This window comes from Streptomyces sp. NPDC006193 (assembly GCF_040613915.1).
GTDB lineage: Bacteria > Actinomycetota > Actinomycetes > Streptomycetales > Streptomycetaceae > Streptomyces.
In genome coordinates this window covers 43,673-55,866 of sequence record NZ_JBEXTB010000029.1, presented here as the reverse complement: position 1 = coordinate 55,866, position 12,194 = coordinate 43,673, and the positions used below count along the sequence as shown (strand labels likewise).

Annotated in this window: 12 protein-coding genes; 6 read left to right on the top strand and 6 right to left on the bottom strand. The window is 74.0% G+C overall.

Annotated elements, in window-relative coordinates; all coding sequences use genetic code 11:
• Positions 1–8: 8 nt before the first annotated feature.
• Together ABZ261_RS23565 and ABZ261_RS23560 are read right to left on the bottom strand one after the other, a co-directional pair.
• Positions 9–1,223, bottom strand: a complete 1,215-nt coding sequence (locus ABZ261_RS23565) for an acetyl-CoA C-acetyltransferase (protein ID WP_356862242.1) — start codon at positions 1,221–1,223, stop codon at positions 9–11.
• Positions 1,220–2,425 carry a CaiB/BaiF CoA-transferase family protein gene (locus ABZ261_RS23560; RefSeq protein WP_356862240.1) on the bottom strand — a complete coding sequence of 402 codons (1,206 nt, stop codon included), beginning with the start codon at positions 2,423–2,425 and terminating at the stop codon, positions 1,220–1,222. Before ABZ261_RS23560 ends, ABZ261_RS23565 begins: the two co-directional genes overlap by 4 nt.
• 564 nt (positions 2,426–2,989) lie before the next feature.
• Here ABZ261_RS23560 and ABZ261_RS23555 point away from each other — a divergent pair.
• Complete coding sequence (locus ABZ261_RS23555) at positions 2,990–4,168, top strand: saccharopine dehydrogenase NADP-binding domain-containing protein (RefSeq protein ID WP_356862238.1); 1,179 nt, start codon at positions 2,990–2,992, stop codon at positions 4,166–4,168.
• Positions 4,169–4,192: 24 nt separating this feature from the next.
• Here the strand turns inward: ABZ261_RS23555 and ABZ261_RS23550 are convergent, their stop codons facing one another.
• From ABZ261_RS23550 to ABZ261_RS23540, 3 genes are all read right to left on the bottom strand, one after another.
• Complete coding sequence (locus tag ABZ261_RS23550) at positions 4,193–4,654, bottom strand: nuclear transport factor 2 family protein (protein WP_356862236.1); 462 nt, start codon at positions 4,652–4,654, stop codon at positions 4,193–4,195.
• Between the two features lie 326 nt (positions 4,655–4,980).
• Entirely contained in the window at positions 4,981–5,778 is a 798-nt protein-coding gene (locus ABZ261_RS23545) for an endonuclease V (protein ID WP_356862234.1), read from the bottom strand.
• 51 nt (positions 5,779–5,829) lie between these two features.
• The gene (locus ABZ261_RS23540) at positions 5,830–6,168 is read right to left on the bottom strand and encodes a plasmid stabilization protein (protein ID WP_356862232.1); all 339 of its coding nucleotides are present in this window, start codon (positions 6,166–6,168) and stop codon (positions 5,830–5,832) included.
• A gap of 206 nt (positions 6,169–6,374) precedes the next feature.
• Between ABZ261_RS23540 and ABZ261_RS23535 the strand changes: the two genes are divergently transcribed.
• The 4 genes from ABZ261_RS23535 to ABZ261_RS23520 all read left to right on the top strand — a co-directional run bounded on the left by ABZ261_RS23535 (position 6,375) and on the right by ABZ261_RS23520 (position 10,848).
• Positions 6,375–6,791, top strand: coding sequence for an SsgA family sporulation/cell division regulator (locus tag ABZ261_RS23535; RefSeq protein WP_356862230.1), 417 nt, complete (start codon positions 6,375–6,377; stop codon positions 6,789–6,791).
• Positions 6,792–7,103: 312 nt separating this feature from the next.
• Positions 7,104–8,729 carry an ABC-F family ATP-binding cassette domain-containing protein gene (locus ABZ261_RS23530; protein WP_356862228.1) on the top strand — a complete coding sequence of 542 codons (1,626 nt, stop codon included), beginning with the start codon at positions 7,104–7,106 and terminating at the stop codon, positions 8,727–8,729.
• A gap of 149 nt (positions 8,730–8,878) precedes the next feature.
• A complete protein-coding gene (ddaH, locus tag ABZ261_RS23525; RefSeq protein WP_356862226.1) occupies positions 8,879–9,655 on the top strand; it encodes a dimethylargininase in 777 nt (258 codons plus the stop codon).
• A gap of 218 nt (positions 9,656–9,873) precedes the next feature.
• Positions 9,874–10,848 (top strand): acyl-ACP desaturase, encoded by a 975-nt coding sequence (locus ABZ261_RS23520; protein WP_356862224.1) that lies wholly within the window; start codon positions 9,874–9,876, stop codon positions 10,846–10,848.
• 36 nt (positions 10,849–10,884) lie between these two features.
• Here ABZ261_RS23520 and ABZ261_RS23515 read toward each other — a convergent pair whose 3' ends face one another.
• Positions 10,885–11,130 (bottom strand): WhiB family transcriptional regulator, encoded by a 246-nt coding sequence (locus ABZ261_RS23515; RefSeq protein ID WP_356862222.1) that lies wholly within the window; start codon positions 11,128–11,130, stop codon positions 10,885–10,887.
• A 257-nt stretch (positions 11,131–11,387) separates the two neighbouring features.
• Here ABZ261_RS23515 and ABZ261_RS23510 point away from each other — a divergent pair, with 257 nt between their 5' ends.
• The gene (locus ABZ261_RS23510; RefSeq protein WP_356862220.1) at positions 11,388–12,179 is read left to right on the top strand and encodes a VOC family protein; all 792 of its coding nucleotides are present in this window, start codon (positions 11,388–11,390) and stop codon (positions 12,177–12,179) included.
• The last annotated feature ends 15 nt before the right edge of the window (positions 12,180–12,194 follow it).

Genomic DNA, 12,194 nt, shown 5'->3' with positions numbered 1-12,194 from the left:
CAGGGAGTTCAGATGCGTTCGACGATGGTGGCGATGCCCATGCCGCCGCCCACGCAGAGCGTGGCGAGGCCGTAGCGCTTGTCCTGGCGTTCCAGTTCGTCGACGAGCGTGCCGAGGATCATCGCGCCGGTGGCGCCGAGCGGGTGGCCGAGGGCGATGGCGCCGCCGTTGACGTTGACCTTGTCCAGGGACAGGCCCATGTCCTTCACGAAGCGGAGCACGACCGCGGCGAACGCCTCGTTGATCTCGACCAGGTCGATGTCGTCGATGGTGAGGCCCGCCTTCGCCAGGGCCTTGCGGGTGGCGGGGGCGGGGCCGGTGAGCATGATGGTGGGCTCGGATCCGGAGACGGCCGCGGAGACGATCCGGGCGCGCGGGGTCAGGCCGTGGCGCTCGCCGGCCTCCCGGGAGCCGATGGCGACGAGCGAGGCGCCGTCCACGATGCCGGAGGAGTTGCCGGCGTGGTGGACGTGGTCGATCTTCTCCACCCAGTGGTACTTCTGCAGCGCGACGGCGTCGAAGCCGCCCATCTCGCCGATCTCCGCGAAGGACGGCTTCAGCCCGGCGAGGGAGTCGGCGGTGGTGCCGGGGCGCAGGTGCTCGTCGTGGTCGAGGACGACCAGGCCGTTGCGGTCCCGGACGGGGACGACCGAGCGGTCGAAGCGGCCTTCCTTCCAGGCGGTGGCGGCGCGCTCCTGGGACAGGGCCGCGTACTCGTCGACGTCCCGGCGGGAGAAGCCCTCGATGGTGGCGATCAGGTCGGCGCCGATGCCCTGCGGCACGAAGTTCACGGCGAGGTTGGTCATCGGGTCGTTGAACCAGGCGCCGCCGTCGGAGGCCATCGGCACGCGCGACATGGACTCGACGCCGCCCGCGAGGATCAGGTCCTCCCAGCCCGAGCGGATCTTGGCGGCGGCCAGGTTGACGGCTTCCAGACCGGAGGCGCAGAAGCGGTTCTCCTGCACGCCGGCGACGGTGTCCGGCAGTCCGGCGGCGATGGCGGCGATCCTGGCGATGTCGGAGCCCTGGTCGCCCACGGGGCCGACGACGCCGAGCACGATGTCGTCGATCGCGGCCGGGTCCAGGCCCGGGAAGCGGTCGCGGATCTCGTGGATGAGGCCGACGACCAGATCGATGGGCTTGGTGCCGTGCAGGGCGCCGTTCGCCTTGCCGCGCCCGCGCGGGGTGCGGATCGCGTCGTACACGTACGCTTCGGTGCTCACTGGTGTGCCTTTCGGGAGGGTGGGCCGGGCGGGGCGGGGCGTGGGCGGCCGCCGTCGGCGACCGGGGCGGGGGCCGGGGCCGCGGGTATGCCCCAGTCCCGGGCGACCGCCTCGGTGTCGGCGCCGGGCCGGGCGGGGCCGGTGCGGACGGCGGTGGGGGTGGCGGAGAACCGGGGGGCGGGGGCGGGCTGGGTGATGCCGTCGTGGTCGGTGAAGGTGCCGCGGGCGGCCAGGTGCGGGTGGTGCGGGGCCTCGCGCAGGCTCAGCACGGGCGCCACGCACGCGTCGGAGCCGTCGAAGACCGCGGTCCACTCGGCACGGGTGCGGGACCTGAAGGCGGCGGCGATGCCCGCGCGCAGCTCGTCCCAGCGGGCCGGGTCCTCGCGGGCGGACGCCAGGTGCTCCAGGCCGAGCAGGCGCAGGAACTCCGCGCAGAACCTGCCCTCCAGGGCGCCGACCGCCATGTACCCGCCGTCGGCGGTCGCGTAGGTGCCGTAGTAGGGGCAGCCGCCGTCCAGGAGGTTGGCGGCGCGCCGGTCCTGCCACGCGCCGGCGGCGAGCATGCCGTGGATCATCGCGGACAGGTGGGCGGTGCCGTCGACGATGGCGGCGTCGATCACCTGGCCGGCGCCGGTCGCGCGCGCGTGGTGCAGGGCGGCGAGGACGCCGACGACCAGGTAGAGGGAGCCGCCCGCGTAGTCCCCGAGGAGGTTGGCGGGGGCGGTCGGGGGCTCCTCGGGTCGGCCGGTCATGCCGAGCGCGCCGGTGACCGCGATGTAGGCGATGTCGTGGCCCGCGCGGTGGGCGAGGGGGCCGTCCTGGCCCCAGCCGGTCATGCGGCCGTAGACCAGGCGGGGGTTGCGGGCGTGGCAGGGGGCGGGGCCGACGCCGAGCCGCTCGGCGACCCCCGGGCGGTAGCCCTCGATGAGGATGTCGGCCCGCTCGGCGAGGTCCAGGACGCGTGCGGGGCCGTCCGGCGTCTTCAGGTCGACCAGGACCGAGCGCTTGTTGCGGTTGGTGACGTCGTGGGCGGGGTCGACGGCGAGGCCGGGTCCGCCGGGGCGGTCCACCCGGACCACGTCGGCGCCGAGGTCGGCCAGCAGCATGGCGGCGAACGGGCCCGGCCCGATGCCGGCCAGTTCCACCACGCGCACACCGGACAGCGGGCCGGGGCCCGGCGTCGGCGTCTTCGGCGTCGTCATGCGACCAGCTCCCCGCGTGTGTGACACACCTGATGTAACACCGGCGATGCTAGGAATGCGGTGCACCCGGCACAAGACCTGAACGAGCAAGCGCTTAGCCGAGTGCCCGGCCGGCCGGTTCACCACCCGGAGGAGTGACGGGCCGCCCCGCGCCGGCGCCGGCGCCGGCGGGAGGCGCGGGTGCCCGGTTCGGCTCCCCGGCCGTCCGGCGCGACCGTCCGGTCCGTCCGGGTCCGGGCGCGGGCGGCCTCGCCCGTCCGCCCGGCGGTTACTCCTATCGGGTGAACGTGGCCGGTCGCGCCGACGGTCGCGCCGACGGTCGCGCCGGTGCGGACGAGCGCCTTCCGGCCGGTTCCGGCCGCCGCCCGGAACCCTGGGAACCGCCCGGCCGCGCCCGGCGCGGGAAGCGCGCACGCATGCGCCTCCTCCCGCTTCTTCAGGGCATTCCTGGCCACGGCCACCGCTGCCTCCGGGCTGGTCGTCGGACTCCGCACCCCTCACGCTAGCCTCAGCCACCGACAGCGGCGCGGGCTGCACGGCGTGCTGCACGAACCAAGGGGTGTCATGAGCAGGCTGAACAGGACGGACCGTCCCTACGACCTGGTGCTCTTCGGGGCCACGGGCTTCGTCGGCACGCTCACCGCGCGGTACCTCGCCGCACACGCGCCGAAAGACCTGCGCTGGGCGCTCGCCGGCCGCGACCCGAGCAGGCTGGAGCGGCTGCGCGAGGAGCTGCCCGGCGGCGCGGAGGCCGGCGTCCTGCGGGCCGACGTGACCGAGCCGGCCACCCTGCGCGCCCTCGCCGAGCAGGCGCGCGTCGTCGCCACGACCGTGGGGCCCTACGTGCTGCACGGCGAGGAACTCGTCGCCGCCTGCGCCGACACCGGCGCCGACTATCTCGACCTCACCGGCGAGCCGGAGTTCGTCGACCTCATGTACGTCCGGCACGACACCCGCGCGCGCGAGACGGGCGCGCGCCTGGTGCACGCCTGCGGCTTCGACTCCGTGCCGCACGATCTGGGCGTGTACTTCACGGTCCGCCAGCTGCCGCAGGGCGTCCCGCTGACCGTGGACGGCTATGTGACCGCGGACGCGGCCTTCTCCGGCGGCACCCTCGCCTCGGCGCTGAACCAGGTCGCCCGCGCACGGCGGATGCGGGCCGCCGCGCGCGAGCGGGCCCGGCACGAACCCCGGCTGCCGGGACGCCGGGTGACGGCTCCGGCGGGCCCGCCGAGGTACGCCGCGGAGGTCGGCGCCTGGGCGCTGCCGCTGCCGACGATCGACCCGCAGATCGTGCGCCGCTCGGCACGGGCGCTGGAGCGGTACGGCCCGGACTTCCGCTACCGGCACTACGCCGCCGTGGAGCGCCTGCCGGTCGCCCTCGGCGGGGCCGCCGCCGTGGGCGCGGTGGCGGCCGCGGCCCAGCTGCCGCCCGCCCGGCGCTGGCTGTCGGACCGGTTGAAGCCGGGCGACGGACCCAGCGCCGAGAAGCGGGCGAAGAGCTGGTTCCGCGTGCGGTTCGTCGGCGAGGGCGGCGGCAGGCGCGTCTTCACGGAGGTCGCCGGCGGCGACCCCGGGTACGACGAGACGGCGAAGATGTTCGCCGAGGCCGCCCTGTGCCTGGCCTTCGACGACCTTCCGCCCACGGCCGGTCAGGTGACGACGGCCCAGGCGATGGGCGACGCCCTGACCGGGCGGCTGCGCGCCGCCGGGATCACCTTCCGGGTGGCGGCGGGACGCTAGACGGACGAGTCCGACGTCGAAGACTCAGGAGCGGCCGCCGAGGCTTGCGGCCACGGCGGTCAGCCGGCCCAACGCGTGAGCCACGCCGAGCCCGTCCATGTAGTCGCGGACATGCACGATCCGGCCGTCGCGGACCCGGATCACCAGGAGGCCCGGGAAGCTGAAGGGCCGGCCGGTCGTGGTCACGGTCCCGGAGACGACCTGCTCGACGACGATCACCTCCGGGTCGGTGCTCTCGTGCACGACGACTTCGCGGATCTCCTGCGGTTGCGCCGGGCTCGCTTTCCAGGCCGCTCGATACCCCGCGCGGACCTCTTCGCGTCCCTGGTAGCGCTCGGGCATGCCGGGGAAGAGGAAAGGGAACTCGTGCACGGCGTCGACCGCGTACAGATCGGCCAGATCGTCCGCGGACTTGTCGAGCATCGCCCGCTGGTAGCGGGCCAGGACCTCACGAGGGCCGAGGTCGGCCGAGGTGGTGTCCGACATGGCGGTGGGCTCCGTTCGGTTGCGCGTGGACGAGTGCTTTCGACCGCTGGGCCGGAACGTCGGGGCGTCGAGCCCGCGGACCGGACGAGGGTCTCCAACACCCGGTTGTGAGGCCCGACTTGAGGACCCTCTTCACCGCACTCTATGTGAGGATCGTCGTTCGGACGTGAGTGGCGGCGCTGTGGCGAGCCGATGCCGAAGAAGGCCGCCGCTGATCGAGTCGGTCGACGACACCCCCGAAGGGCAGCCCGACCTGGGACAGCACGGCGGACGGACCCTGGATCGGCGCACCTGTCACCCGCGCGCTGATCGCGTACGACCACTGATCACATGGACTCGTCCGTCCGGTCGGTTCCGGGTGGCGGCGGGGCGCTCGGCCGGGCCGTCGGGGCCGCCCCGGCCTCGCCGCCGCGGCCGGGACGGCCCGCACGGCACGACCCGGCCGCCTCCCGCAGGGCCTGCCGGCACAGGGCGTCCGCCCGGCGCGTGGTCTCCGGCAGCCGGTAGGCCGGGGTCAGCGCGAGGGTGTGCGCCACGGCGTTGCCGAGGCTCACCCGGTGGCCGACGGAGACGAACACCGGTTTGACGCCGTCCCGGGTGCGCACGGCGCGCCCGACCTCCTCGGTCCCGGCGAGCAGCGGCGTCCAGCCGCCCCGCGCAGGCGCCGGTTCGTCGTAGGCGAAGGTGAACGGGTTCTTCGCGACCCCGAGCACCGGCAGGCCGGTGAGCACGCCCAGGTGGCTCGCCAGCCCGAAGCGGCGCGGGTGGGCCAGGCCGTAGCCGTCGCACACGACCAGGCCGGGCGGGCACGGCAGCCGCTCCAGTGCGGCGGTCACGGCGGGGATCTCGCGGAAGGCGAGCAGGCCCGGCACGTACGGGAAGGACACCCGGCCCACCGCCGTGGCCTGCGCCACGACGTCCAGCGTGGCGGCGTCCAGCACGACGGCCGCCGCCGCGACGAGGTCCAGGCCGTCGTCGTAGGCGACGTCCACCCCCGTGACCAGACCCGTCCCCGGCGGGGGCCCCGGTTCGTCGAGCACCACCCGGCCGCGCAGGTCGTCCTGGACGGCGCGGGCCTCCTCCTCGGTCGCGGGCCAGCCCGCCGGTACGCCAACGATGGTCATGACGGGGGACTGTACGGGCCCGCCGCGCGCCGCCCGCCGGGCGGGGTGGGCTCAGCCCTTCTTGGAGTCCAGCGCGCGCCGCAGCTGCTCCTTGTTCATGTGCGAGCGGCCTTCGATGCCGCGCTGCCGCGCCTCGTTGTACAGCTGGTCGCGGGTCGGGCCCTGGGGGCCGGACCGGTTGCCCGACCGCCGGCCTCCCCGCTCGCCGGAGGACATGTCCTGCGTCGAGCTGCGGCTGGCGGTCCTGGACTCACCGGAGCGGGCGCGTTCCTTGTTCACCGTCCGTGCGGCGATCTCCTTGGCGCGTCCCTCGCTCTCACCCCGGTCCTGTGCGCTCTGCTTGATGTGCTCGTACTGACGCTCGCGTTTGGGGCTGGAACCGGCTGGCATGATCGCTCCCTTCCTCTGCGGCGAAGAAACGGGTACCCGTGTTCAGGTCGCTCACGTCACCCGCCGACCGCGTCCGCGCCCCGCGCATGAAACACGGTGACCGAGGTCACTCGTTCCATGTGTGCACGCACCGGCCGTTTCCTTCGTCTCCTGAAGTGCCGGGCGTCACACGTCCGGCACAACCAGCCGTCACGAGGGAGCAGGCGTTGTCCACCGTCATCGAGCAGCCCGTAGAGGCCCGTCTCGTCGCCGCCGCACCGCGCATGCCGAGCATTCCCGCCACGCTGCGCTACGACCGGCGCGATCCGTTCGCCGTCCGCATGACGTTCCCGGCCCCGGCCACGCTGGAGGGCGTGGAGGTGTGCTGGACGTTCTCGCGGGAACTGCTCGCGGCCGGACTGGAGGGGCCCGAGGGCGACGGCGACGTCCGTGTGCGGCCGTACGGGTACGACCGCACGGTGCTGGAGTTCCACGCCCCGGAGGGCACCGCGGTCGTCCATGTGCGCTCGGGTGAGATACGCCGGTTCCTGCGGGCGGCCGGCCGTCTGGTCCCCGCCGGCCTGGAACACCTCCAGCTCGACCTGGACGGCGACCTGGCCGAGCTGATGCGGGACGCCTGCTAGAGCCGGCGCGCGCGCCGGAGGAGGCGCGCGCGGGAGAAGGGCGGCGTGCGAAACGCGTTGACAGCCCTCCGGCTCCCTCCTACGGTGTACAGCGGTTCTGTAGCCGTCGACAGGAGAAGGACGTTGCTCGTCTGAGGTCCCGGGACACCGCGTCGCACCGGTGAGGTGTGCGCGGCGTACGACCTCGGCGTCCGAGCCGTCCCTGCGGCACAGGCCCTCTCCACGGCCTCTTCCCGTGCCGCCCCCTCGGTTTCCGCCTCGCGGTGTCTCGACTACGCGTCCACCCGACCGCACGCACTCTGCGAGGCGCCCATGTCCGCTTCCCTCACCTGCACGTCCCTGTCCTTCGCGTGGCCCGACGGCACCGCCGTCTTCGACGGCCTCGACATCGCCTTCGGCCCCGGCCGCACCGGCCTGGTCGGCGTGAACGGATCGGGCAAGTCCACCCTGCTGAGACTGCTGGCCGGGGAACTCGCCCCGGCCGGCGGCGCCGTCAAGGCGGTCGGCGAGATCGGCTACCTGCCGCAGCACGCCGCCCTCGACACCGCGCTCCGCGTCGACCAGGCCCTCGGCATCGCCGGCCGGCGGGCCGCGCTGCACGCCATCGAGGCCGGCGACGTCTCCGAGGAGCACTTCGAGACGGTCGGCGACGACTGGGACGTCGAGGAGCGCGCCCTGGCCGCCCTCGGACAGCTCGGCCTCGGCCACATCGGTCTCGACCGGACCGTGGGCGAGGTGTCCGGCGGCGAGTCGGTGCTGCTGCGGCTCGCCGCGCTGCTGCTGCGCCGCCCCGACGTCCTGCTGCTGGACGAGCCCACCAACGACCTCGACGTGTACGCGCGCCGGCGGCTGTACCAGGCCGTCGCCTCCTGGTCCGGGGTGCTGGTCGTGGTCAGTCACGACCGGGAACTGCTCGACCTGGCCGACCGGATCGCGGAGCTGCGCTCGGGGGAGGTCACCTGGTACGGCGGCAACTACTCGGCCTACGAGGAGGCCCTGGCCGTGGAGCAGGAGGCGGCCGAGCGGACGGTCCGGGCCGCCGAGGCCGACGTGCGCAAGCAGCGGCGCGAACTGTCCGACGCCCAGGTCAAACTGGCCCGGCGCAAGAGGTACGGGCAGAAGATGTGGGACTCCAAACGCGAACCGAAGATCGTCATGGGGGCGCGCAAGCGCGCCGCGCAGGAGTCCGCGGGCAAGCACCGCATCCTCCACGAGGAGCGGCTCGCCGAGGCCCGTGAACGCCTGGACGAGGCGGTGGAGGCCGTACGGGACGACGACGAGATCCGCGTCGACCTGCCGTACACGGCCGTGCCGCCCGGCCGCCGGGTCCTCACCCTGGAGGACCTGGTCATGGTCCACCACGCGCGCGTGGCCGGCGTTCTGGAGGTACGCGGCCCGGAGCGGATCGCGCTGGTCGGGCGCAACGGCGCCGGGAAGACGACGCTGCTGCGGACCGTCGCGGGAGAGCTGGCGCCGGTGGCCGGGACCGCGACGGCGCACGTGCCGCTGCGGTTCCTGCCCCAGCGGCTGGACGTGCTGGACGACGCCCTGACGGTCGCCGAGAACGTGGCCCGGTTCGCGCCGGGCGCCACCCGCAACCGGATCCGGGCGCGCCTCGCCCGCTTCCTGTTCCGGGGCGCGCGGGCCGACCAGGAAGCGGCCACCCTGTCGGGCGGCGAGCGGTTCCGGGCGACCCTGGCCGCGCTGATGCTGGCCGAGCCCGCGCCGCAACTGCTGCTGCTCGACGAACCGACCAACAACCTGGACCTGGCCAGCGTCCGGCAGCTGACCTCGGCCCTGGAGTCGTACGAGGGTGCGCTGATCGTCGCCAGCCACGACCTGCCGTTCCTGGAGTCGATCGGGATCACGCGGTGGCTGCTGATGGAGGGAGGGGAACTGAGCCGGACGACGCCCGGCGCGTTCGGCGAACCGGCCTGACCGCTCACGGAGGGCACCCGCAGGGCCGCGGCGCCGCGGCCGGACGGCAGGTTTCGTCCCGGCCGCGGCGGGCTGCATGATGGCGGACCGGTGCCGGGTCGCCGGCGCCGCAGCCGAGACACCGTCCCGACCGACCCGAAAGGTCCCTCGTGCCCAGCAAGAAGGCCCTCGTCCGCCGCCCCAGCCCCCGCCTCGCCGACGGCCTGGTCACGCACATCCAGCGGGAGAAGGTCGACGCCGGGCTCGCCGCCGAGCAGTGGGAGGCGTACGTCGAAGCCCTCCGGACGCACGGGTGGGAGACGATCGAGGTCGAACCGGCCGACGACTGCCCGGACTCGGTGTTCGTCGAGGACACCGTGGTCATGTTCCGGAACGTGGCGCTGATCACCCGGCCCGGCGCCGGGTCGCGGCGGGCGGAGACCGCCGGCGTCGAGGAGGCGGTGGCCCGTCTGGGCTGCTCGGTGAACTGGATCTGGGAGCCGGGCACGCTGGACGGCGGCGACGTCCTGAAGGTCGGCGACACGGTGTACGTGGGCCGGAGCGGGCGGACCAACGCGGCCGGGGTGCAGCAGGTGCGGGCGGCCTTCGAGCCGCTCGGCGCCCGGGTGGTGGCGGTCCCGGTGAGCAAGGTGCTGCACCTGAAGTCGGCGGTGACCGCGCTGCCCGACGGCACGGTGATCGGGCACATCCCGAACGTGGACCGGCCGTCGCTGTTCCCGGGGTTCCTGCCGGTGCCCGAGGAGTCCGGCGCGCACGTGGTGCTGCTCGGAGGCGGCAAGCTGCTCATGGCGGCCAGCGCCCCGAGGACGGCGGAGCTGCTGGCCGATCTCGGCCACGACGTGGTCACGGTGGACATCAGCGAGTTCGAGAAGCTCGAGGGCTGTGTGACCTGTCTCTCGGTGCGTCTGCGGGACCTGTACGCCTGACCGGGTGACCGGGCCCCGCGACAGCCCCGGGACCTGCGGTTCCGGGGCCCTCGGCGCTGCCCGGCGACGCCGCCCCCGCTCGGCTGATCAGCGGGTTCTTTACGGCACCTTAACCTACGGCTTCGTAACCTACGGGTTCGTAGCCTACGATCTCGTAGGTTCCCGGCACCGCTCGCCGGAGCGTCCCTTCCCCCGTCAGCCGTCCCCCTGGAGTTCCCATGACGATCACTTCCCCTCACCTCGGCAGCCCGTCCGTCTGGACCGACGCGCGTCTGCTCTACGCACTGGAGGAAGTGGTCGAGAAGGAGCTGAACCGGCACCTGAAGGTCGCCAAGGACTGGATGCCGCACGAGTACGTGCCGTGGTCCGACGGCCGCAACTTCCCCGGCCTGTTCGAGGACGGCGAGGCCTGGGACAAGGAGCAGTCCAAGGTCACCGAGGTCGGCCGCATCGCCCTCGTGGTGAACCTGCTCACCGAGGACAACCTGCCGAGCTACCACCACGAGATCGCCTCGCTCTTCGGCCGCGACGGCGCCTGGGGCACCTGGGTGCACCGCTGGACGGCCGAGGAGGGCCGGCACGGCATCGTGATGCGCGACTACCTGCTCACCTCGCGCGCCGTGGACCCGGACAAGCTCGAACGCTTCCGCATGTCCCACATGAGCGAGGGCTTCGAGTCCGACAACCGGCACTCGATGCTGCACTCGGTCGCCTACGTCGCCTTCCAGGAGCTCGCCACCCGGATCTCGCACCGCAACACCGGCCACCAGTCCGGCGACCCGGTCTGCGACCGCATGCTGGCCCGCATCGCGACCGACGAGAACCTGCACATGGTCTTCTACCGCAACCTGCTGCAGGCCGCCTTCGAGCTCGCGCCCGACCTGACCATGCAGGCGGTGCGCGACGTCGTGGTCAACTTCCGCATGCCCGGCCACGGCATCCCCGGCTTCGAGCGGGCGGCCGCGCAGATGGCCATCGGCGAGGTGTACAACCTGCGCATCCACCACGACGACGTGCTGCAGCCGGTGCTGCGCTACCTGAAGGTCATGGAGATCGACGGCCTGGGCCCCGAGGGGCGCCAGGCGCAGGAGGAACTCGGCCGCTTCCTGGACGGGCTGAACGCCGAGGCCGCGAAGTTCGACGAGAAGCTGGCCGCGCGCAAGGCGCGGATGGCGGCACGCGCCGGAGCCTGACGCCCCGCGCGGGCCGGGACCGCGGCCGGGCGGCGGTCAGCGGGCGGAGCGCCTCAGCGCGAGGCGCTCCTTCTCCGACAGACCGCCCCAGACGCCGAACCGCTCGTCGTTGGCCAGGGCGTAGTCCAGGCAGGCCGGGCGCAGTTCGCACAGGGCGCAGATCCGCTTCGCGTCGCGCACCGAGCTGCCGGGCTCGGGGAAGAAGAAGTCCGGCCCGGTCTGCGCGCACAGGGCCTGCGCCTGCCAGGCGCCGTCGGCCGGGGTCATCGTTTCGGAGTGCATGGCCAGGAGCCTGCCGCACGGGGGAAAACGTTCGATCAACGTCCGCTCAACGGCGGGCCCGGCACCCGCGCCGCTGTGGATGATGCTCCCCTCCCCCGGCCCGTGCACGGCGGCGCGCGGAACCGGCGGGGAAACGGGAGGACGCACGCCGTCGCCGGAGGCCGGGGGGCGGCGGGCGCGCCGCGGCGCTCCGGCGGCGTTTGTCAGCGGGGGGTGCCAGACTCGGCTGTACGGGACCCCTGCCGAGGAGGGCGAGGATGCTCACCACCCGTTTCGTCACCGGCGCGCCGAACTGGACCGACGTCCGCGCCCCCGACCTCGACGGCGCCACGTCGTTCTACGGCGAGCTCTTCGGCTGGCGGTTCAGGCCGGCGGGGCCGGACGCCGGCGGTTACGGCTTCTTCCAGCTGGACGGCAGAACCGTCGCGGGCGGTGTGCCGGCCGGCTCCGACCAGGGCCCGCCGGCCTGGACGGTGTACTTCCGCAGCGAGGACGCGCGGGCCACGGCCGAGGCGGCCGAGCAGGCGCACGGCAGCGTGCTCGTCCAGCCGGTGGACGTGATGGACGAGGGCCGTACGGCGATCCTCGCCGATCAGGCGGGCGTGCCCTTCGGCGTCTGGCAGCCCGGCCGCACCGAGGGCGTGGACGTGGCGGGCGAGCCGGGCGCGCTGTGCTGGGTCGAGCTGTACACGCGGGACATCGCGGCGGCGGCCGCCTTCTACCACCAGGTGCTCGGACTGGAGACCTCCGCGGTGTCCTTCCCGGGCGGTACGTACACCTGCGTCAACCCGGCCGGCGCCGGGGAGGACGCGATGTTCGGCGGGGTGGTGCCGCTGGCCGACGCGCCGTCCGAGGCGGAGGGCGGCCCGTACTGGCTGCCGTACTTCGCGGTGGAGGACCCCGACGCGGTGACGGACCGGGCCCGGCGGCTCGGCGGGACGGTGCGGATGCCGGCGACGAGCGTGCCCGGAGTGGGCCGCATGGCCAGGCTCGCCGATCCGTACGGCGCCCGCTTCGCGGTGATCAGAGGCGAACCGGCACAGGGCTGAGCACCCGGCCGGGCG